Annotated in this window: 18 protein-coding genes; 10 read left to right on the forward strand and 8 right to left on the reverse strand. The window is 65.3% G+C overall.

Going from position 1 to position 19,440, the window contains the following annotated elements; all coding sequences use genetic code 11:
* Nucleotides 1–41 precede the first annotated feature (41 nt).
* Nucleotides 42–1,013 (forward strand): bile acid:sodium symporter family protein, encoded by a 972-nt coding sequence (locus NTD82_RS15690; RefSeq protein WP_262129365.1) that lies wholly within the window; start codon nucleotides 42–44, stop codon nucleotides 1,011–1,013.
* A gap of 191 nt (nucleotides 1,014–1,204) precedes the next feature.
* On the opposite strand, the gene NTD82_RS15695 is transcribed toward NTD82_RS15690, so the two are convergent.
* From NTD82_RS15695 to NTD82_RS15705, 3 genes are read right to left on the reverse strand one after another with little or no spacing between them, the layout of a single operon-like run.
* Nucleotides 1,205–2,488, reverse strand: coding sequence for a hypothetical protein (locus NTD82_RS15695; RefSeq protein ID WP_262129366.1), 1,284 nt, complete (start codon nucleotides 2,486–2,488; stop codon nucleotides 1,205–1,207).
* A complete protein-coding gene (locus tag NTD82_RS15700; RefSeq protein WP_262129367.1) occupies nucleotides 2,485–4,212 on the reverse strand; it encodes a hypothetical protein in 1,728 nt (575 codons plus the stop codon). Before NTD82_RS15700 ends, NTD82_RS15695 begins: the two co-directional genes overlap by 4 nt.
* 50 nt (nucleotides 4,213–4,262) lie before the next feature.
* On the reverse strand, nucleotides 4,263–4,742 hold the full coding sequence (locus NTD82_RS15705; RefSeq protein ID WP_262129368.1) for a GNAT family N-acetyltransferase: 480 nt from the start codon (nucleotides 4,740–4,742) through the stop codon (nucleotides 4,263–4,265).
* A gap of 197 nt (nucleotides 4,743–4,939) precedes the next feature.
* On the opposite strand from NTD82_RS15705, the gene NTD82_RS15710 reads away from it, so the two are divergent.
* The 4 genes from NTD82_RS15710 (at nucleotide 4,940) to NTD82_RS15725 (ending at nucleotide 7,938) form a co-directional block, all read left to right on the forward strand.
* A complete protein-coding gene (locus tag NTD82_RS15710) occupies nucleotides 4,940–5,563 on the forward strand; it encodes a LysE family translocator (protein WP_262129369.1) in 624 nt (207 codons plus the stop codon).
* An 18-nt stretch (nucleotides 5,564–5,581) separates the two neighbouring features.
* Nucleotides 5,582–6,484 carry an alpha/beta fold hydrolase gene (locus tag NTD82_RS15715; RefSeq protein WP_262129370.1) on the forward strand — a complete coding sequence of 301 codons (903 nt, stop codon included), beginning with the start codon at nucleotides 5,582–5,584 and terminating at the stop codon, nucleotides 6,482–6,484.
* 96 nt (nucleotides 6,485–6,580) lie between these two features.
* Nucleotides 6,581–7,453: a pirin family protein gene (locus NTD82_RS15720; RefSeq protein ID WP_262129371.1), complete on the forward strand. Its 873-nt coding sequence runs from the start codon at nucleotides 6,581–6,583 to the stop codon at nucleotides 7,451–7,453.
* A 215-nt stretch (nucleotides 7,454–7,668) separates the two neighbouring features.
* The gene (locus tag NTD82_RS15725; RefSeq protein ID WP_256587714.1) at nucleotides 7,669–7,938 is read left to right on the forward strand and encodes a DUF1652 domain-containing protein; all 270 of its coding nucleotides are present in this window, start codon (nucleotides 7,669–7,671) and stop codon (nucleotides 7,936–7,938) included.
* Between the two features lie 126 nt (nucleotides 7,939–8,064).
* On the opposite strand, the gene alkB is transcribed toward NTD82_RS15725, so the two are convergent.
* Nucleotides 8,065–8,718, reverse strand: coding sequence for a DNA oxidative demethylase AlkB (gene alkB / locus NTD82_RS15730; protein WP_262129372.1), 654 nt, complete (start codon nucleotides 8,716–8,718; stop codon nucleotides 8,065–8,067).
* A gap of 62 nt (nucleotides 8,719–8,780) precedes the next feature.
* On the reverse strand, nucleotides 8,781–9,707 hold the full coding sequence (locus tag NTD82_RS15735; RefSeq protein ID WP_262129374.1) for a LysR substrate-binding domain-containing protein: 927 nt from the start codon (nucleotides 9,705–9,707) through the stop codon (nucleotides 8,781–8,783).
* Nucleotides 9,708–9,815: 108 nt separating this feature from the next.
* Between NTD82_RS15735 and NTD82_RS15740 the strand changes: the two genes are divergently transcribed.
* Nucleotides 9,816–10,424: a LysE family translocator gene (locus NTD82_RS15740; RefSeq protein ID WP_262129375.1), complete on the forward strand. Its 609-nt coding sequence runs from the start codon at nucleotides 9,816–9,818 to the stop codon at nucleotides 10,422–10,424.
* Between the two features lie 40 nt (nucleotides 10,425–10,464).
* Here the strand turns inward: NTD82_RS15740 and NTD82_RS15745 are convergent, their stop codons facing one another.
* Nucleotides 10,465–10,629, reverse strand: a complete 165-nt coding sequence (locus tag NTD82_RS15745; protein WP_175650522.1) for a DUF6026 family protein — start codon at nucleotides 10,627–10,629, stop codon at nucleotides 10,465–10,467.
* Between the two features lie 199 nt (nucleotides 10,630–10,828).
* Between NTD82_RS15745 and gnd the strand changes: the two genes are divergently transcribed.
* From gnd to NTD82_RS15765, 4 genes are all read left to right on the forward strand, one after another.
* Complete coding sequence (gene gnd, locus NTD82_RS15750; protein WP_262129376.1) at nucleotides 10,829–11,809, forward strand: phosphogluconate dehydrogenase (NAD(+)-dependent, decarboxylating); 981 nt, start codon at nucleotides 10,829–10,831, stop codon at nucleotides 11,807–11,809.
* On the forward strand, nucleotides 11,806–13,308 hold the full coding sequence (gene zwf / locus NTD82_RS15755; RefSeq protein ID WP_262129377.1) for a glucose-6-phosphate dehydrogenase: 1,503 nt from the start codon (nucleotides 11,806–11,808) through the stop codon (nucleotides 13,306–13,308). The genes gnd and zwf overlap by 4 nt, the downstream gene beginning before the upstream one ends.
* A 330-nt stretch (nucleotides 13,309–13,638) precedes the next feature.
* A complete protein-coding gene (locus NTD82_RS15760) occupies nucleotides 13,639–15,216 on the forward strand; it encodes a class I adenylate-forming enzyme family protein (RefSeq protein WP_262129378.1) in 1,578 nt (525 codons plus the stop codon).
* A complete protein-coding gene (locus NTD82_RS15765) occupies nucleotides 15,213–15,662 on the forward strand; it encodes a MarR family winged helix-turn-helix transcriptional regulator (protein ID WP_095155008.1) in 450 nt (149 codons plus the stop codon). The genes NTD82_RS15760 and NTD82_RS15765 overlap by 4 nt, the downstream gene beginning before the upstream one ends.
* On the opposite strand, the gene mobA is transcribed toward NTD82_RS15765, so the two are convergent.
* Both mobA and NTD82_RS15775 read right to left on the reverse strand, forming a co-directional pair.
* Nucleotides 15,648–16,244, reverse strand: coding sequence for a molybdenum cofactor guanylyltransferase MobA (mobA, locus tag NTD82_RS15770; RefSeq protein ID WP_262129379.1), 597 nt, complete (start codon nucleotides 16,242–16,244; stop codon nucleotides 15,648–15,650). The genes NTD82_RS15765 and mobA overlap by 15 nt on opposite strands.
* Nucleotides 16,245–16,305: 61 nt before the next feature.
* Nucleotides 16,306–19,434 carry an efflux RND transporter permease subunit gene (locus NTD82_RS15775; protein WP_262129380.1) on the reverse strand — a complete coding sequence of 1,043 codons (3,129 nt, stop codon included), beginning with the start codon at nucleotides 19,432–19,434 and terminating at the stop codon, nucleotides 16,306–16,308.
* Between the last annotated feature and the right edge of the window lie 6 nt (nucleotides 19,435–19,440).

Consider the following 19,440-nt stretch of genomic DNA (forward strand, 5'->3'; position numbering starts at 1 on the left):
TCGTCTCCGCCACTTCCACCACAACACGTCGGGAACGCACGATGAAACACCTGCGGTTACTGTTCGACAACTTCACCCTGGCCCTGCTCGCGGTAGTCGCCCTGGCCACCTGGTTGCCGGCGTCCGGCGCGGTCGCGACGTTCTTCGAAGGGCTGACGCACCTGGCCATCGGCCTGTTGTTCTTCCTGCATGGCGCCAAGCTGTCGCGTGAGGCGGTGATCGCCGGGGCAGGGCACTGGCGCCTGCACCTGCTGGTGTTCGCCTGCACCTTCGTGATGTTCCCGCTGCTCGGGCTGCTGCTCAAACCGCTGATCCTGCCGCTGGTGGGCGATGCGCTGTACCTGGGCGTGCTCTACCTGTGCGCCTTGCCGGCCACGGTGCAATCGGCCATCGCCTTCACTTCCCTGGCCCGCGGCAACGTGCCGGCGGCAATTTGCAGCGCGGCGGCGTCCAGTTTGTTGGGGATCGTCCTGACGCCGTTGCTGGTGATGTTGCTGATGGGTGTTGAGGGCGACAGCGGTTCAAGCCTCGAAGCGGTATGGGCGATCGTCCTGCAACTGCTGGTGCCGTTTGTCGCGGGGCAACTGGCGCGGCGCTGGATTGGCGGCTGGGTGGCGCGCAATGCCGGTTGGCTGAAGGCGGTGGACCAGGGCTCGATCCTGCTGGTGGTCTACACCGCGTTCAGCGGTGCGGTGGTCAGCGGGCTGTGGAATTCGGTACCGGTATCGCATTTGCTCGGGCTGACGCTGGTGTGCTGTGTGTTGCTGGCGCTGGTGCTGTTCTGCACCCAGAGCCTTGGGCGCTGGCTGGGGTTCAATGTCGAGGACCGCATCACCATTCTGTTCGCCGGATCGAAGAAGAGCATGGCGACTGGCGTGCCCATGGCCCAGTTGCTGTTTGCCGGCAGCGCGGTGGGGGCGCTGATCTTGCCGCTGATGCTGTTTCACCAGATTCAGTTGATGGTGTGTGCGGTGCTGGCGCAGCGGTATGCGGGGCGGGGGAGTGATGTCTGAGGCTTGGATCGAGCGATGCGCATCGGTATCTACACATTTTTCGGTCATGTGGTGGTTGGAAGGCGCTTGTCAACAGACCGAGGAATGGCCACCAGGCGCATGCCGGAAGTTTCTAGCGCTCTCAAGATCGAGCGCCGCCCGCGCGGCGCTCGATCTTGGCAACGCTGAAAAAACGCCGCCATAAGCATTCCTTACAAATCAATGATGACTTCGTCGTAAAGCTGGTCTGGCGCCAAACGCTCGGTGTCGTGCAGGTGCGAGTCCTTGGCCAGTGCTTCGAGCAGGGTGCGCCTTGGCACTTCGGTGTTGCCGGCCTCGTCCTTGCTGCCGTACTGCTCGGGCAGGGTGGACAGCACGCTGGTCAGGCGCCCGGGCTTGTCGGCGTTGCCTTTCTTGTGGAAGTCGTCCCACAGGTTTTTCGGCGTCGCGTTGCGGCTGCCATGGTGGCCGACCTTGTACAGGTCTACCGAGCTCAGCCGTTCGGCGACGCCGGGCTGGCTGAGGGCATAGCGCCAGTTTTCAATTTGCGCATCACCAGGGAACAGCAGTTTCTTCTCGCCGATCTCGAACAGCAGGATCAGGCTGGTGTTGTTCATCGCCTTGTCCAGCGCGGTGACGATCGACATCCATTGCGTGCCGCGACTCTCGCGCACGCGCTGGGCGATCCAGCGCGCCCGCCGTGGCAGCTTGCCGCCGGGGCTGTAGGGCGCCTCTGGAAACGGCGAGGTGCTGGCGCCACGGCTGACCCGCTGGCCGAACAGCAGTTCGGGCTGGCGCAGCCAGTATTGCGGGTCGTCCTTGGCCTGGCGGCGGACTTCCGCCCTCTGTTCCACGGTCGGCGGGCCGAGGACCAGGGTGGTAACCCCCGGCAGCACGCCGGTCAGCGGGTCGTCGGTGCCGTAGTGGGCGTAGGCGGCGCGGGCGCCCGGGCGGTTGCCCATGTCGATGAGGTTGTTCACCGCAGCCTTGTTCTTGATGTTGTTCTCGCCGAGGAAGCCCAGGCGCCGGGTCTGTTCCGGGCTGAGGCCCTTGGGTTGGGTTTTCAGGCGTTCGGTAAGGTTTTCGGCGAGCTGGTTCATGCCGTCCAGGGCCTGGGCATGGGCACTGGCCAGCGGCGCGGTGGCTTTTTCCGGGAGGTCCGGTTGCTCGGTCCAGGGTTGCAGGACCACATCCGGCTCCAGGGCGCGAATGATATCGCCCGGTCCCTGGCCGTCCTTGCCGGGGGTAAAGCCGCTGATATGGTCGGCGTGGCGGTGGGTGGCGACCAGCGCCTGCAGCTTGCCGCCGCAACGCGCCTTGATGTCGTTGGCAATCTTGAGGATCTGCGCGGACTTGCTCATGCCTTTGGGCATGCCCACGGTGCCGAAGTCGATCAGCACATGGCGCTGGCTGTCGTCCGGGTAGACGAAGCGCAGCAGGAAACAATCGCCGAAACCGACCTGGTAGGCGAACAGGTGCAGGCGGACCGGGCTCATGGCTGCACCTCCCCGGCGGGCGGTTGCATGGCCCGGGCCCGGTGGATGCGCACCAGGTCGGCGGCGGAGCCGGGCGCCGCGCCGTTGCTCTCGGGACCGTACAGCCATTCCAGGCGCCGCACCTGCCAGCGGGCATCGGTCAGCGGACGATCGATGTGGTACTTGATGCGCCCGTATTGATCGAAAATCAGCGTCCCGGCGCCATACACGGTCATCGCGTCGGTGGTCGCCATCCACGCCGGGCGCGGCTCCTTGAACACCGCCTTGAACTCGGCGCCGAACAGATTGACCCGGCTGGTGTACTCGCAGACCGTCTCGCGCAGGATGAAGCCGTCCGGGCCGAAGCGCAGGCTGGGACGGACCGAGGTCACCTCGGTGTAAGCGTCGGTGTCGATGTGCAGCGTTTCGCGGTTCTCCCAGATGAAACGGAACACCTCTTCGGAGTCGCGCAGCATCGAGTCGAAGTGGCTGCTGCGGTACTGGATCTTTTCGTTGTCGGCGAAGGTCAGCCAGCAGCCGTCGGCATCGGTGCGCCCGGCGGGCACCTGGATGCCGTAGGCGGCGAAAGTGTCGCGGATGATCTGCCGGTAGCTGTAGCGCGAATCGTCCGGCGCCACTTCGGCGTCCACGGTGAGCAGCGCGGCCAGGTAGTGGCCGAATTCCAGGTCCAGCGGCGGCGAGTAATCGAGGGCGCGGATGGCGATGGTCAGCAACTGGTCGGCGGCCTTGGCGCCTTCGTCGATCACCGCGTCGAGGTTGTAGCGGTTGTTGCCGAAGGTGCCGAGGGATTTGCGCCGTGCCACCCACAGCTCCAGCATGCTGCGCAGCATGGCTGCGGCGAAGATTTCACCGCGGCTGTGGGGCTCGGCGTAGTCGGGGCTGTCGAGGTAGTCGGTGGACGGGCGCAGTTGCACCGAACGGCGCAGCGGGTTGGCGCGCAGGCCGGTCATGGCCTGGCCGAACTGCTCGCCGAGGCCGAACAGCAGCGTGTCGGCCAGGGCGTCGATTTCCAGGGCGTCGCCGTCGATCAGGCGCACGCCGTCCTGTTGCTGGATGTCCACGCCGCGATAGCGGGTCAGGGCGAACTCGATCACCTCGCGCAGGGAAAACACCGAGAGCAGCGCCACCACATCGGCGAAGCCTTCATGAAAAGCCGCCTGGTCCGGGCCCGAGGCGTTCATGAAGCCGGCGCGCAGGCCGTCAAGGATGGCGTGGGTCGCCTCGTGGGCAACGATGTCGTGGGAGAGGGCGGTGAATACCCAGTCCTCGCCGTCCTGGAAGTAACCGAACATCAGCGCGCGGTCATCCCGCGAGTAAAAGGCATTCGCCTCGACGAAGGCGTGGGGGACGATGTGCAACTGGTGCCCGTCGAAGCCCCAGGCGATGCGCCGGCCCAGCGCCAGTTCGAAGCGCGACAGGGTACGCATGACCACCGCGTAGACCTGCTGGCAGTGAAAGCGCGGGTCTGCCAGCACGCCGGCCTGCGGCGGATCGAAGGGGTCGACGGCCTTGTCGCCTGGCGCCTGCTGGTAGGTGTGCGGGGTGTACAGGCGGTTGGCCGAGGCGTCGAAGTCGATCACCTTGACCCGGTAGCCGGTGGGCCCGTCCGCCAGCGACTCCAGCGGTACGCTGACCTTGGCGAACAGCGGCGTGCCGTCCGGGCTGGCCACCGCCGGGTCCTGGGCGAGGATGGTGAAGGGCTGGGTATTCGCTTTCGCCGCCATGGTTGCTGTACTCCCCTGTTCAATCCGTCGAAGTGGGTGTGCTGCGGGTATCAGCCCTGGGCGAAGTTGCGCAGGGTGTCGCCTTCCATGCGGTAGCGCACCCACTCGTCCTGGGGCTGCGCGCCGATGGAAAGATAGAAGTCGATGGCTGGCTGGTTCCAGTCCAGCACGCTCCATTCGAGGCGACCGCAGTCGTTGGCGCAGGCCACTTGGGCCAGGTGGCGCAGGAGCGCTTTGCCGGCGCCGGTGCCGCGGGATTGCGGCGTGACATACAGGTCTTCGAGGTAGATGCCGTTGCGGCCCAGCCAGGTGGAGTAACTGAAAAAGTACACGGCAAAACCGATGGCCTGGCCGTCACGCTCGCAGATCAGTCCCTTGGCGGTGCTGTCATGACTGAACAGGCTGCGCTGGATGTCGTCGACGCTGGCGATCACTTCATGGCGGGCGCGCTCGTACTCGGCCAGTTCAGTGATGAAGGTGAGGATCTGCGCGGCGTCTTCGGGTTGGGCGGGGCGGATGTGCAACGACATGAAAGGCATTCCGAGGAAAAAGGTGCCGACATCGTAGTCCACTTTACTGGCGCTCGTCAGAGGGTAAGTGACAGCGGAACAGTAAAGTGTATGTGCGCAATAGTGCGGAACTGTATCGCTGTGCCGAGAAGGTTTCCCGGTAGGGTTTTACCTACAACGCCAAAGGGCGCGACGCCCCGATAATCAGGAACACCGCCATGCTGCTGACCTCCCTCAATCTGCTTTCAGCCTTCGTTCTGTTCGCCTTCGTTTCCTCGATCACCCCGGGGCCAAACAACACCATGTTGATGGCCTCGGGGGTGAACTTCGGCGTGCGTCGAAGCATTCCGCATGCGCTGGGGGTGAGTATCGGCTTCATGCTGATGGTGCTCGGCGTCGGGCTCGGCCTGGGCGAGCTGTTCAAGCTCTACCCGATGGCCTACACCGTGCTGCGCTATGCCGGTGCCGCGTACCTGTTGTACCTGGCGTGGAAGATCGCCACGTCCGGGCCGATGTCCGTCAGCGATGGGCAAAGCCGCAAGCCGCTGGGCTTCTGGGGCGCGGCGGCGTTCCAGTGGGTCAACCCCAAGGCTTGGGTGATGGCGGTCGGCGCAATCACCACCTACACGCCGGCCCAGGGCTACCTGTTCAACGTCGTGGTCATCGCCGCGGTGTTCTGTCTGGTCAACCTGCCGGCGGTGTGTGTCTGGGTCATGTTTGGCAGCGCATTGCGGCGCTTCTTGCAGGATCCGCGTTGGCTTCGGCTGTTTAACCTGCTAATGGCAGCGCTGTTGGTGCTATCTCTGTATCCGCTGCTGTTTGTAGAATCGGGCTTTTCCTGATTCCTGCTGCGAGCCCCGATGGAACTGATCCCCTGGTCGCATGATTGCGCCGAACACTTCACCCTGCGCGGCTGGCGTTCACCTGCCAGCGGCAGGCCGCTGCTGCACTTCATTCATGGCAACGGTTTCTGCACCCTGGCGTACCAGCCGCTGCTGGAACGCCTCGCGGTGCACTTCGACCTCTGGCTCAGCGATGTTCAGGGCCACGGCGACAGCGATCACGGTGGCACCTTCGTCGGCTGGAACCGCAGCGCCGAACTGGCGCTGGAAGCCTTTCACGCCGGGCGCGGTGTCTATGGCGATGTGCCGATGTTCGCGGTGGGCCACAGTTTCGGCGGCGTGCTTACCGGGTTGATGCTGGCTCGCGAGCCGCAGCTGTTCCGCCGCGCGGTGCTGCTCGACCCGGTGGTGTTCAGCCGCTCGATGATCGGCGTGATGGGCGTGGCCAGCCTGTTCGGCATGCACCGCCGTCACGGTCTGGCCCGCAAGGCCGCGACCCGCCGCAGTTTCTGGCCGGACCGCCAGGCCGCCCATGACTCGCTGCAAGGCCGCGGCATCTTCAAGGGCTGGAACGAAGCGGCACTGCAGGCCTATGTCGATCACGCCATCGGCGACTGCGGCGAAGGCGTGGTGCTCAAGTGCCGGCCCAGCCGCGAGGTGGAAATCTTCAGCTCCTTCCCGCAACGGATGTGGGCCTCGCTGACCAGCATCGAGGTTCCGACCCTGGTGCTCTATGGCGAGCAGACCTATCCCTTCGTGCCCTTGTCATTGGCGCGCTGGGCACGCCTGAACCGCAAGGTCGAACCGCGCAAGGTGGCGGGCGGGCATTGCTTCATGCAGGAAGATCCGCAAGAAAGCGCCGCGCAGATCGAGGCCTGGGTGCTGGAAGCGCTGACCACCGCGCAAGTGAAATCTGCCTGATTGTTCCACTAATGGAACAGTGCGGGCGTTTTTAGCCCTCTACCGCCTTTTTCGTTTCATGGGTATTGTTGGTCCCATGCAACGAGGAGGTTCTCAATGAAAAAGATTCAAGGCGTTTACCAAAGCCCGGCGGCCCATTGGGTCGGTGACGGTTTTCCGGTGCGCAGCCTGTTCACCTACGACAACTTGGCCCGGCATATCAGCCCGTTCCTGCTGCTGGATTACGCGGGGCCCCATCATTTCAGCCCGACCAACGCGCGCCGTGGCGTCGGCCAGCACCCGCACCGCGGCTTCGAGACCGTGACCATCGTCTACCAAGGCGAACTGGAGCACCGTGACTCCACCGGTGCCGGTGGCCTGATCGGGCCGGGCGACGTGCAGTGGATGACCGCCGCGGGCGGGATCATCCATGAGGAATTCCACGCGCCGTCGTTCGCCCGCACTGGCGGCATGATGGAAATGGTGCAGTTGTGGGTCAACCTGCCGGCACGGGACAAATCCGCGCCCGCCGGCTACCAGACCCTGCTCGCCGCTGACATTCCGCGGGTCCCATTGCCTTCCGAGGCCGGCAGCCTGCGCGTGATCGCCGGTGATTACCTCGGCCACAAAGGCCCGGCGCGGACCTTCACGCCCATGGACGTCTGGGACCTGCAACTGCAGGCGGGCAATTCCGTCAGTTTGTCCACCCAGGACGGGCACAACGCCGCGCTGGTGGTCCTGGCCGGCAGTGTCACGGTCAATGGCCAGAAGGACGTGGGCAAGGCGCAACTGGTGTTGTTCGAGCGCGACGGTGCAGCGGTGCAGTTGGACGCCAGCAGCGACAGCAAATTGCTCTGGCTCAGCGGCGAACCGCTGGACGAGCCCATCGTCGGCTACGGGCCGTTCGTGATGAACAGCCAGGCAGAAATCGCCGAGGCGTTCGATGATTTTCACGCCGGCCGTTTTGGCCAGATGGGCGCGGAGGGGTGATCCGACAACCTTTCGTCCGATGGGCCATCACTTTGCCTGAACCCGCTAGCGAGCGCGCCGCTCCCTAAATCAGGGCCTACGGGTTTGGCTGGTGACGGCCATGCGCGGGTTCAATGAGGGAAGCGCTGACCAATGGCTTTTTGCAATTTGAACCTGCTGCCGGGCAGGCCTAACGTGGGCGACAGCCTTGATGACCAGAGGGTTGAATGATGCCAATGCATGGAGTGTGCGATCTCGAATTGCGGCAATTGATAGAGGGTGCGTTCCTTCCGGACCGCTGCGAGGTGCGTTGTGGTGACGGGATGTCGCTGACCCTGTATTTCCCTGCCGATGCCAAACGCCAGGCGATGGTGGTTGGCGATATCCAGCTCAACAGCCTGCCCGATTGCCGGGCGCTGGCCGATCTGGTGATGAAAGTGCGTCAGCAGCGCGAACTGCACAGCCATGGGCGGGTGGACGTGCCGCATCTGATGACTGGGCGCTGAGTTTTTAGCGCGTTCGCAATCGAGCGCCGCTAGCGCGGCGCATCGCTGGCAAGCCAGCGCCCACAGGGTCCCCGGTGCACACAGACCTTGTGGGAGCGGGCTTGCCAGCGATGAGCCGCCCCCAATTCACCCCGCCTTGCGCAACGTAAAATTGATCCGCCGCGCCCCCAGCAGCGGATGCACGCCGTCCTTGAGCGGCAGAATCCCGTGAAAGCGCAACCGATCCTCGCCACCCCAGACCATCACATCCCCATGCTGCAGCCCGATCCTCTGGGTGCGGTCGGCGCGCGCGTGCCCACCGAACAGAAAGGTCGCCGGCAACCCCAGTGACACCGACACGATCGGCTGGCTGAAGTCGCGTTCGTTGCGGTCCTGGTGCAGGGTCAGGCGATTGCCGGGCAGGTAGCTATTGACCAGGCAGGCATCCGCGGTGAAATCGGCGAAGCCGGCCTTGCTCGCGGCCTCGCGCGCCAGTTCGAGAAAGACCGGCGGCAATGGCGGCCACGGCTGTCCGCTCAGGGGATCGAGCGGGCTGTAGCGATAGCCGCGCTGGTCGCTGACCCAGCCCAGTTCGCCGCAGTTGGTCACCCGCACCGCGATGGTCCGCCCGCCGGGCGTGGTCATGTTGCGAAACGGCGCGGCATGCACCACCCGGCGCAAGGCTGGCAGCAACTGTTCCACCCGCTCGAGGGCGAAGCCGGGCAGCAGCACCGTCTGTTGGCCGACCCACTGCGGTTCGCGGCGCTGCGGTGAATCGAACAGCGCAAGTTCTGTCTGCATGCTCAAAGAGGCTCTTGGAAATCAGGTTGCCAGTATGAACCGGCGCGTACAGGGTTGCCGGCTCACGCGACCGAACGGCGCTCCACGCCCGGCGGATAAGTATCGGGACACTGCTGGAGCAGAAAGTCGCGCAGCGTGGTGAGGCTGTCCTGCCAGGCGCTGCCTGTCGGCCAAACCAGGTAATAGGCATCGCCGGTCGCCACCGCCTGCGGAAACGGCAACGCGAGCCGGCCATCACGCAAATGGGCGCCGATCAGCGCCAGGTCGCCGACGGATAGCCCATGTCCGGCCATGGCCGCGGCCATGCCCTGGTCGAGGGTGTCGAAGCAGATGCCGCGCGTCAGGTCGATGTCCGTCGCCAGCCCGCTGCCGCGCAGCCAGCGCTGCCAGTCGCGGCGGTCGCTGGACGGATGCACCAGCGCGGCGCTGCCCAGGCGTTGGGCATCCCAGGGCGTATCGCCCAGCAGCGCCGGCGCGCAGATCGGGATCAGCCACTCCTCGAACAGCTTGCAACTCTGCACCTGCTCACCGAAATAGCCGTTGCCCAGCAGCACCGCGCAGTCATAGGGCTCGTTGGAAAAATCCACGGCGTCCTGGTCCATCCACACGCTGGCCAGTTGCACGGCGACGTTTCGCGGGTCGTGCCTGAAACGCTCCAGGCAGCCCAGCAGCCAGTGCATGGTCAGGGTCGACGGGGCTTTCAGGCGCAGTTGCCGGCGTGCGCCGCGAAATGGCTGGCACGCTTGCTCGATCAGGCTGAAGCCGGCGTTGAGCTGCCGGGCCAGGCGTTGCCCGGCGTCGGTCAGGCGCAGGCGCGGGCCATGACGTTCGAACAGGCGGCAGCCGAGGTGGCTTTCCAGGCTGCGGATGTGCCGGCTGATGGCGCTCTGGGTCAGGGCCAGTTCATCGGCGGCGCGGGTGAAGGAACAGGAGCGGGCGGCGACCTCGAAGGCGCGCAGGGCATACAACGGGGGCAGGCGGTCAGCCATGGTGAAGGCTCATCATGAGTTTGGATCATAGTAGGCCAGCGCTTTTTGCGTTTTTCAAGGCGGCGCTGTCTGCCCAGAATGCGCGATTCACCGCTACGAGAGTCAGACATGAACACACCGCTGCTGATCGCCTACCTGGGCACTGTCATCCTGTTGATCGCCACACCCGGCCCGGTGGTGCTGGTGGTGGTGGAGGCCAGTAGCCGCGCCGGCACCGCCACGGCGGTGAAAACCGCGCTGGGCGCCAACGCCGCATCGTTGATTCTGGTCGCGGCTGCTGCGGCGGTGCTGGCGGGCAGCCTGGCGATCAGCCCGCACTTGCTGCAATGGGGCGGTCTGCTGGGTTGCCTGTTTATCGGCTGGCTGGGTTTCAGCGGCTTGCGCGATTCCGCCAGCACCGAGACGGGCGTGGCCCCGCGCGCCAGCGGCTGGTGGCAAGGCTTCGTGATCGGTATCTCCAACCCCAAGGACATTCTGTTTTTCGTGGCCCTGTTCCCGCAGTTCATCCCGGTGACCGAATCGTTCGGCACCAGCATCGGGTTGTTGGCACTGCTGTGGCTGATCGTGGACCTGAGCATTCTGGCGCTGTACATCGGCCTGATGCGGCACAGCCTGGCGCAGCGTTACCGGGCGTCGGTATCACGGGTATCGGCGGGATTGCTGTTGCTGGTGGCGACGGCGGGCGCGGGGTACTGGCTGACGGTGTTGCTGGGCTAACGGGGCGCAATGCAGGGTGATTGCGCCCGGAGGGAGGAAATCAGGCGCTGGCCCGGCTGGGCGACTGGGCCTGTTGCAGCATCAGGTTCAGGCGGGCTACCTGCTCCTTGAGCTGGTCACGTTCCTGCTTCAGACGTTGCAGTTCGTCACGGCGAACCTGGACATAGAGCGTCTGGGGTGGGCTTGCCGGCATCAGGGTTTGCATTGCGCACCTCGCAAATGGGTTGTCACAGAACTGAAGCGTAGACGCTTGACGGGGCGCGATTCTGAATTCTTTTTCCGCCGGGTGGAACTTTTTTGTTTGTCGCTGTCGTGCCGTTCGTCGTGAAACCATCCTCCGGTCGTCTGGACTAACCTTGTGCACCTGATGAGGCATTTCTTCCTTTCGAACGGAGCGTCGGCACATGCAACTGGGAATCGTGGGGCTGGGCCGCATGGGCGGTAATATCGCAAGGCGCCTGATGCGCAATGGCCATCAACTGGTGGTGAACGACCGCAATCAGGCGGCAATCGACACCTTGGTGGCGGAGGGCGCGCTAGGCGCGCCGGACCTGCCGGCGCTGGTGGCGCAACTGGGCAAGCCGCGGGCGGTGTGGGTGATGTTGCCGGCAGGCGCCCCGACCGAAGAGACCATCGCGCAACTGGCCGACCTGCTGGAGGCGGGCGACGCGATCATCGATGGCGGCAACACCTTCTACAAGGACGACATTCGCCGCGCCAGTGAGCTGAGCGCGCGCGGCCTGCACTATGTGGATGTCGGCACCTCAGGCGGCGTCTGGGGGCTGGAGCGCGGCTACTGCATGATGATCGGCGGTGAACAGGCGGTTATCGAACACCTCGACCCGCTGTTCGCCAGCCTTGCTCCGGGCGTTGGCGACATCCCGCGTACTCGCGGACGCAGCGGCCCGACCGGCCGTGCCGAACAGGGCTACATCCATGCGGGGCCGGCCGGCTCCGGGCATTTCGTCAAGATGGTCCACAACGGCATCGAGTACGGCCTGATGCAGGCTTACGCCGAAGGCTTCGACATCCTGCGCGGCAAAGCCAGTGAGGAACTGCCCCCCGAACAGCGCTATCAACTGGACCTGGCCGAGATCGCCGAGGTCTGGCGGCGCGGCAGCGTGGTCACCTCCTGGCTGCTTGACCTGACCGCTGATGCGCTGGCGGCCGATCCGCAGTTGAGCCATTACAGCGGCGCGGTGGACGACAGCGGCGAAGGCCGCTGGACCATCGATGCGGCGGTGGAGCAGGCCGTGCCGGTGCCGGTGTTGTCCAGCGCGCTGTTCGCCCGCTTCCGTTCGCGACAGCAGCAGGGCACCTATGGCGATCGCCTGCTGTCGGCGATGCGCTTCGGGTTTGGCGGGCATGTCGAGCGTTCCGAATGAATGAATACAACGTCGAAACCGCACCACCCTGCACCCTGTTCCTGTTTGGCGCCAATGGCGATCTGGTCAAGCGCCTGTTGATGCCGGCCCTGTACAACCTCAGCCGCGACGGCCTGCTGGACCGCAATCTGCGAATCGTCGGCGTCGATCACAACACCGCCAGCGGCCCTGAATTCGCCGCCCGCCTGGAAGCCTTCATGCACGAACGCGACAAGGCGGCGGGCGAGGGCGCGCAGTGCCTGGACCCGAAGCGCTGGGCCAAACTGGCAAAGCGTATCGATTACCTGACCGGGGACTTTCTCGACGACGCCACCTACCAGGGCATCGCCCGGCACATCGACAAGTCCCGCAATGGCAACGCGATCTTCTACCTGGCGACCTCGCCGCGCTTCTTCGCCGATGTGGTGCAGCGCCTCGGCGCCGCCGGGCTGCTGGACGAGCGCGATGGCTTTCGCCGGGTGGTGATCGAAAAACCGTTCGGCTCGGACCTCGCCAGCGCGGAACTGCTCAATGCCCGCCTGCTCAGCGTCATGAGCGAAAAGCAGATCTACCGAATCGACCATTACCTGGGCAAGGAGACGGTGCAGAACATCCTCGTCAGCCGTTTTTCCAACGGCCTGTTCGAAGCGTTCTGGAACAACCACTACATCGACCATGTGCAGATCACCGCGGCGGAAACCGTCGGGGTGGAAGAGCGCGGCGGTTTCTATGACGGCACCGGCGCCTTGCGCGACATGGTGCCGAATCACCTGTTCCAGTTGCTGGCGATGGTCGCCATGGAACCGCCGGCCGCCTTCGGCGCCGATGCGGTGCGCAGCGAAAAGGCCAAGGTCATCGGCGCGATCCGGCCCTGGTCGAAAGCCATGGCGCTGAAGAACTCGGTGCGCGGGCAGTACAGCGCAGGCAAGCTCGGGCGCAAGAAGCTCAAGGGCTATCGCCAGGAACGGCGGGTCGACGCGGACAGCCAGACCGAAACCTATGTCGCCCTGAAAGTGATGATCGACAACTGGCGCTGGGTCGGCGTGCCGTTCTACCTGCGCACTGGCAAGCGCATGAGCGTGCGCGACACCGAGATCGCCATCTGCTTCAAGCCGGCGCCTTACGCGCAGTTCCGCGACAGCGATGCCGAACGGCCCAAGCCCAACTACCTGAAGATCCAGATCCAGCCCAACGAAGGTATGTGGTTCGATTTGCAGGCCAAGCGTCCCGGGCCTGCGCTGGCGATGGAGAACGTCGAGCTGGGCTTCGCCTACAAGGATTTCTTCAAGATGCGCCCGGCGACCGGCTACGAGACCTTGATCTATGACTGCCTGATCGGCGACCAGACCCTGTTCCAGCGCGCCGACAACATCGAGAACGGCTGGCGGGCGGTGCAGCCGTTTCTGGATGCCTGGAAGGACGGCGGCGAGGTTCATGAATACCCGGCGGGTGAGGATGGTCCGGCGGCGGGGGATGAATTGCTCGGGCGGGAGCGGCGGAGCTGGCATCGGTTGGGGTGAGCTCTTGTGGGCGCCGGCTTGCCGGCGATAAGGCCCGTTGCCTCACCTGACCGTTCATCCAGGAAATCCGTCCAAACGGATGCTTGCCAAAGCCGCCAGTATTTTCCCGCATAGCCCGTAACACGCGGGCTACAGCCATTCCTTGACGCCATTTATTCGCCGCCAATGGCAACTGGCTATATTGTTTCGGATGCGGCATCTTAGAAAAAAAGCGAGCGCGATCGGGCTTTTTGCAACCCGCCACGAGAGGCGATCGCGTTTCATTTTTCACGTATCCGTTGAAGGGTTTCGCATGGACGCCGTCTCGGCAAAGTCAGGGAATTGCACGCCATGAGCCGGCCGGGCGGACTGCAACAGGTCCTGGACGACAGCAACGGGCGGTATCCGGGCAAGGCGGCGATCATTTACGCCGGCGAGACCTACACCTACGCGCAAGTGGAAGACGCCAGCCAGCGACTGGCCGGTGGGCTGCTGGGGGTCGGTCTGCGCACGCAGGACCGGGTGCTGTTGTGCCTGGGCAACCGCATCGAGACGGTCTGCGCCTTTTGGGGTGTGCTCAAGGCCGGCGGGGTGGTGGTCAATGTCGAGCCGCAGGTCAGCGCCACTCACCTCGACTACATCCTGCGCGACTGCGAAGCCACGGTGCTGATCACCACCTGCGCCACCCTGGCCGGCCTGCCGGTCAGCATCGCCGGGCTGCCGCACCTGCGCAGCATCGTCCTGCTCGACGGCGAGCCGGACGCCAAGGCCACCCGCACCTTTGAAAGCCTGCTCGGCCAGGAGGCGTGGTGCGCATCGGCGATGCCGCCGCAGGAGCAGGACCTGGCGACCATTTTCTATCCCGACGACGTTCCGGGGCCGCCACGCGGGATCATGGTCACCCACCGCAACATGCTCGCGGCTCTCGGGTCATTGCGGCGCAACCTGGCCTATCAGGTCAGCGACAACGTGCTGTGCTGCTTGCCGCTGTCCTCGGACTACGGCCTGTACCAGATGCTGATGGCGCTGGATGCTGGCGCTACTCTGGTACTGGAGAAAGCGTTTGCCTGGCCGATATACCTGGTTGAGAGCATCGAGCGGCATGAAGTCAGCGTGGTGCCCTTCGTTGCCAACACGCTGATGCTGTTGCACGAGCACGCGGCCCGGCGCGGTATCTGCTTTCCCGCGGTGCGGTTGGTCACCAACGGCGGCACCGGGTTGCGTCGGCGTCAGGTTGCGCGGATCGGCACGCTGTTTCCCACGGCGCAGATCTGCACGCTGTACGGCCTGCCGGAGTGCAAATGCTGCGCCTACCTGCCCGCCGAAGATGTCCACGGCAAGCCGGGCAGCCTGGGGATACCGGTGCCCGACACCGAGGTCTGGCTGATCGACGAGGAGGGCCGCGACATTCTCCAGCCGGACCGCATGGGCCAACTGGTGATCCGCAGCCCGTCGATGATGCCGGGCTACTGGCGCAACCCGGTGGTTACGGCGCAGCGGCTCAAGCCGGGCGTCGAGCCGGGCGAGACCGTGCTGCACACCGGTGACCTGTGCAGTCGCGACGAGGACGGTTATCTGTATTTCCATGGCGCGATCCAGCGCCTGGTGACCTGCGACGGCGTGCGGGTCAATCCAGTGGAGGTGGAGAGTTTTCTGCATGCCCTCGAGGGCGTGCAGGACGCCGCGGTGGTGGGCATTGCCGACCCCGTGGCCGGCGAGCGGCTGTGGGCTTTCGTGGTGCCGGACAGCAACGGGCCGCCAAGCCCCGGTGAAGTGCTGGAGCGATGCCGGGCCGGATTGACCGCCTGGCAGGTGCCGCAAGGGGTCACGTTCAGAGGCGTGTTGCCCAGCACCGGTAGTGGTCGGGTGGATTTCACCCTGTTGCAACAATGGGCACGTAACGAGCAGATGCAGGGAGATGGACAATGACAGCCGCCGAAACAACCCTTGAGGAACCGCACTTTGATTTCGACAGCATGCTCTGTTTCGCCCTGTATTCCACGGCCAACGCCATGGTCCGTGACTATGGCGAACCGCTGCGCCGGCATGGCGTGACCTACCCGCAATTGTTGGTGCTGATCGGCCTGTGGGGCGAGGACGACCTGTCCATCAGCGCCTTGAGCGCGGTGACCCTGTTCGACCTCGGCACCCTGACGCCGATCATCCGTCGCCTAGGCGAGGCCGGGTTCATCACGGTCTACCTGGACCCGGGCGACCGCCGCCGGCGCAAGGTGCTGCTCACCGACAAGGGCCGCGACCTGAAGGTCGAGGCGGCGCGGCTATTCGACAGGATGCAGGACAAGTTGGCGCTGGCGCCGCAGAACAAGCAGCAAGTGCTCGACACCTGCCTGCAGATCCGCTCACGGCTGCGCTGAAGCGGAGCCGTCGAGGTGCTGCGGCGTGTTGAAGTTGGCCAGCCGCGGATCGTCCTCGGCACAGTCCAGGGCCACTAGCGGCCCGCTGCGCAACACTCGCAACAGGCTGCGTTCACCGGCATCCCAGGCGTCCGCCAGGGATTCGCGCAGGGCCCGCGGGATCACGCTGAACATCGGCTGCCATTGACCGGCCTGGCGCACCATCACCGGGGTGTTGTGCGTTGCGGCGAGGGCCCGCATCGACGTCAGCAACGCGTCGTCCACTTGCGGCGCATCGCAGGCCAGCACCAGCAACCACTCATGCCGCGCCACCGCGAGCCCGGCCAGGACGCCGGCCAGCGGGCCGGGAAAATCCGGCTCGTGGTCGTGGACCAGGGTGTCGGCGTACAGCCGGTAGGTGTCGGCGTTGCGGTTGCAGGAAATGATCAGGTCATCACTGAGCGGGCGCACCACCGCGTGCAGGTGGGCGACCAGCGGCGTGCCGCGCCAGGGCAGCAGGCCCTTGTCCTGGCCGCCCATGCGCTGGCCGCGACCGCCGGCCAGGATCAGGATCGAACAGGGCGGAAGAGGGGCGGCGCTCATTGCGAAGTGTTTCCGTCGGACAGGGTCCGCCACCTTCCCATGAGCGCCGCCGGGCTGTCCATCAGCTTTCGCTGACGGCGGCCGATGCGGCCTCGGCCTTGTTGCGGCGGTAGCCGGTCAGGCGCATCACCACCACGAAGAACACCGGCACGAACACCACCGCCAGGGTGGCGCTGAGCATGCCGCCGACCACCCCGGTGCCGATCGCCTGTTGGCTGGCCGAGCTGGCGCCGGTGGCGATGGCCAGCGGCACCACGCCGAGGATGAACGCCAGCGAGGTCATGACGATCGGCCGCAGGCGCAGGCGCGCGGCCTGCACCGTGGCGTCCACCAGGTCGTGGCCCTGATCCACCAGGCTCTTGGCGAACTCGATGATCAGGATGGCGTTCTTCGCCGACAGGCCGATCAGGGTAATCAGGCCGACCTTGAAGAACACATCGTTGGGCAGCCCGCGCAGGGTTACCGCGAGCACCGCGCCGAGAATCCCCAGCGGCACCACCAGCAGCACCGAGGTCGGGATCGACCAGCTTTCATACAGCGCCGCCAGGCAGAGGAACACCACCAGCAATGACAGGCCCATCAACAACGGCGCCTGGCTGCCGGACAAACGCTCCTGCAATGACAGCCCGGTCCATTCCAGGCCGAAGCCCAGCGGCAGTTCGCCCACCAGCCGTTCGACCTCGGCCATGGCGTCGCCAGAGCTGTAGCCCGGCGCCGGTTCGCCGCTGACGGCGATGGCCGGATAGCCGTTGTAGCGGGTCAGTTGCACCGGCCCGGACACCCATTGGGCGCGGGCGAAGGCGGCCAGCGGAACCATCTTGCCGCTGCTGTTGCGCACGTGAATCTTCAGCAGGTCCTCGACCTGGCTGCGGCGGTCGCCCTCGGCCTGCACCACCACCCGCTGCATGCGGCCCTGGTTGGGGAAGTCGTTGACGTAACTGGAGCCCACCGCGGTGTTCAGCACCGTGCCGATATCGGCGAAGGACACGCCCAGGGCATTGGCCTGCTTGCGGTCGATCTCCAGTTGCACCTGCGGGCTTTCGGCCAGGGCGCTTTCGCGCACGTTGACCAGCACCGGGCTCTTTTCCGCGGCGGCGAGCAACTGGTCGCGGGCGGCCATCAAGCGGGTGTAACCGAGGCCACCACGGTCCTGCAGGCGGAACTCGAAGCCGGTGGAGGTGCCCAGGCCGTCCACCGGAGGCGGCAGCACCGAGTAGGCGATGGCGTTCTTGAACTGGCTGAAGGCGATGGTCGCGCGCTCGGCGATGGCTGCGGCGGCGTCGTTGGCGCTGCGTTCGGACCAGTCCTTGAGCGTGGTGAACACCAGCGCGGCGTTCTGGCCGTTGCCGGAGAAACTGAAACCGAGGATCACCGTGGTGTCGCCCACGCCCGGTTCAGCGGCGTTGTGCGCCTCGATCTGCGCCGCCACCTGCTCGGTGCGTTCGCGGCTGGCACCGGGCGGCAACTGCACGTCGGTGATGGTGTAGCCCTGGTCCTCGGTGGGCAGGAACGACGACGGCAACTGGCTGAAACTCATCACCAGCACGCCCAGCAGCACGGCATACAGCAGCAGGTAGCGACCGCTGCGGGCGATGGCGTGGACCACCCAGCGCTGGTAGCCGTTGCTCATCGACTCGAAACGGCGGTTGAACCAGCCATAGAGGCCGCGACGTTCGTGGTGCTCGCCCTTGGCCACCGGTTTGAGCAGGGTGGCGCACAGCGCCGGGGTCAGGCTCAGGGCGAGGAAAGCCGAGAACAGGATCGACACCGCCATGGACATGGAGAATTGCTGGTAGATCACCCCCACCGATCCGCTCATGAAGGCCATCGGCAGGAACACCGCCACCAGCACCAGGGTGATACCGATGATCGCGCCGCTGATCTGGCCCATGGCCTTGCGGGTCGCCTCACGCGGCGGCAGGCCTTCTTCCATCATGATCCGCTCGACGTTCTCCACCACGACGATGGCGTCGTCCACCAGGATGCCGATGGCCAGTACCATGCCGAACAGGGTCAGCACGTTGATCGAGAAACCCAGCGCCAGCATGCTGGCGAAGGTGCCCATCAGCGCCACCGGCACCACCAGCGTCGGGATCAGCGTGTAGCGGATGTTCTGCAGGAACAGCAGCATCACCAGGAACACCAGCACCATGGCCTCGCCCAGGGTGTTGATCACCTGGGTGATCGAGACCTTGACGAACGGCGAGGTGTCGTAAGGGATCGACCAGGTCGCGCCCGGCGGGAAGTAGCGCGACAGCTCCTCCATCTTCGCCCGTACCAGGTCGGCGGTCTGCATGGCGTTGGCGCCGGGCGCCAGTTGCACGCTGAAGGCGGTGGCCGGCTTGCCGTTGAGGCGGGTGCCGAACTGGTATTCCTGGCTGCCGATCTCGACCCGGGCGACATCGCCGATGGTCACGCTGGAGCCGTCCTGGTTGGCGCGCAGGACGATAGCGGCGAACTCTTCCGGGCTCGACAACTGGCCCTTGACCAGCACGTTGGCGGTGATTTCCTGACCGGAGCGGCCCGGCAGGTCGCCGATGCTGCCCGGTGCGACCTGGGCGTTCTGCGCGGCGATGGCGTTGTTGACGTCCTCGGGTGTCAGGTTGAAGCCGATCAGTTTCTGCGGATCGATCCAGATCCGCATGGCCCGCTCGGAGCCATACAACTGCGCCTTGCCGACGCCTTCGAGGCGGCGGATCTCGTTCATCACGTTGCGCGCGAGGAAGTCGCTCAGGGCGGTTTCGTCGAGGCGATCGTCGTCAGCGGTGAGGGTCACCAGCAACAGGAAACCGGTGGAGACTTTTTCCACCTGCAGGCCCTGTTGAGTGACGGCGCGGGGCAGGCGCGACTCGACGATCTTCAGGCGGTTCTGCACATCGACCTGGGCCAGTTCCGGGTTGGTGCCGGGTTCGAAGGTGGCGGTAATGGTGGCGCTGCCGAGGCTGCTCTGCGATTGGAAATAGAGCAGGTGATCGGCGCCATTGAGTTCCTGCTCGATCAGGCTGACCACGCTTTCATCCATGGTCTGGGCCGAGGCGCCCGGATAGACGGCGTAGATTTCCACCTGCGGCGGCGCCACGTTGGGGTACTGCGCGACCGGCAGCTTGGGCAGCGCCAGCGCGCCGGCAAGCAGGATAAACAGCGCGACCACCCAGGCGAACACCGGGCGATCAATGAAAAACTGCGGCATGAATCA

This window comes from Pseudomonas sp. 5P_5.1_Bac1, from assembly GCF_025466015.1.
Classification (GTDB): domain Bacteria; phylum Pseudomonadota; class Gammaproteobacteria; order Pseudomonadales; family Pseudomonadaceae; genus Aquipseudomonas.

What these genes read in the sequence shown, in the direction of transcription:
- NTD82_RS15725 (WP_256587714.1), top strand. Translation starts at nt 7,669, where the DNA reads ATGCATGGAGTGTGCGATCTCGAATTGCGGCAATTGATAGAGGGTGCG.
- NTD82_RS15690 (WP_262129365.1), top strand. Translation starts at nt 42, where the DNA reads ATGAAACACCTGCGGTTACTGTTCGACAACTTCACCCTGGCCCTGCTC.
- mobA (WP_262129379.1), bottom strand. Translation starts at nt 16,244, where the DNA reads ATGAGCGCCGCCCCTCTTCCGCCCTGTTCGATCCTGATCCTGGCCGGC.
- alkB (WP_262129372.1), bottom strand. Translation starts at nt 8,718, where the DNA reads ATGCAGACAGAACTTGCGCTGTTCGATTCACCGCAGCGCCGCGAACCG.
- NTD82_RS15735 (WP_262129374.1), bottom strand. Translation starts at nt 9,707, where the DNA reads ATGGCTGACCGCCTGCCCCCGTTGTATGCCCTGCGCGCCTTCGAGGTC.
- NTD82_RS15745 (WP_175650522.1), bottom strand. Translation starts at nt 10,629, where the DNA reads ATGCAAACCCTGATGCCGGCAAGCCCACCCCAGACGCTCTATGTCCAG.
- NTD82_RS15740 (WP_262129375.1), top strand. Translation starts at nt 9,816, where the DNA reads ATGAACACACCGCTGCTGATCGCCTACCTGGGCACTGTCATCCTGTTG.
- NTD82_RS15760 (WP_262129378.1), top strand. Translation starts at nt 13,639, where the DNA reads ATGAGCCGGCCGGGCGGACTGCAACAGGTCCTGGACGACAGCAACGGG.
- NTD82_RS15715 (WP_262129370.1), top strand. Translation starts at nt 5,582, where the DNA reads ATGGAACTGATCCCCTGGTCGCATGATTGCGCCGAACACTTCACCCTG.
- NTD82_RS15720 (WP_262129371.1), top strand. Translation starts at nt 6,581, where the DNA reads ATGAAAAAGATTCAAGGCGTTTACCAAAGCCCGGCGGCCCATTGGGTC.
- zwf (WP_262129377.1), top strand. Translation starts at nt 11,806, where the DNA reads ATGAATGAATACAACGTCGAAACCGCACCACCCTGCACCCTGTTCCTG.
- NTD82_RS15765 (WP_095155008.1), top strand. Translation starts at nt 15,213, where the DNA reads ATGACAGCCGCCGAAACAACCCTTGAGGAACCGCACTTTGATTTCGAC.
- NTD82_RS15695 (WP_262129366.1), bottom strand. Translation starts at nt 2,488, where the DNA reads ATGAGCCCGGTCCGCCTGCACCTGTTCGCCTACCAGGTCGGTTTCGGC.
- NTD82_RS15700 (WP_262129367.1), bottom strand. Translation starts at nt 4,212, where the DNA reads ATGGCGGCGAAAGCGAATACCCAGCCCTTCACCATCCTCGCCCAGGAC.
- NTD82_RS15710 (WP_262129369.1), top strand. Translation starts at nt 4,940, where the DNA reads ATGCTGCTGACCTCCCTCAATCTGCTTTCAGCCTTCGTTCTGTTCGCC.
- NTD82_RS15705 (WP_262129368.1), bottom strand. Translation starts at nt 4,742, where the DNA reads ATGTCGTTGCACATCCGCCCCGCCCAACCCGAAGACGCCGCGCAGATC.
- NTD82_RS15775 (WP_262129380.1), bottom strand. Translation starts at nt 19,434, where the DNA reads ATGCCGCAGTTTTTCATTGATCGCCCGGTGTTCGCCTGGGTGGTCGCG.
- gnd (WP_262129376.1), top strand. Translation starts at nt 10,829, where the DNA reads ATGCAACTGGGAATCGTGGGGCTGGGCCGCATGGGCGGTAATATCGCA.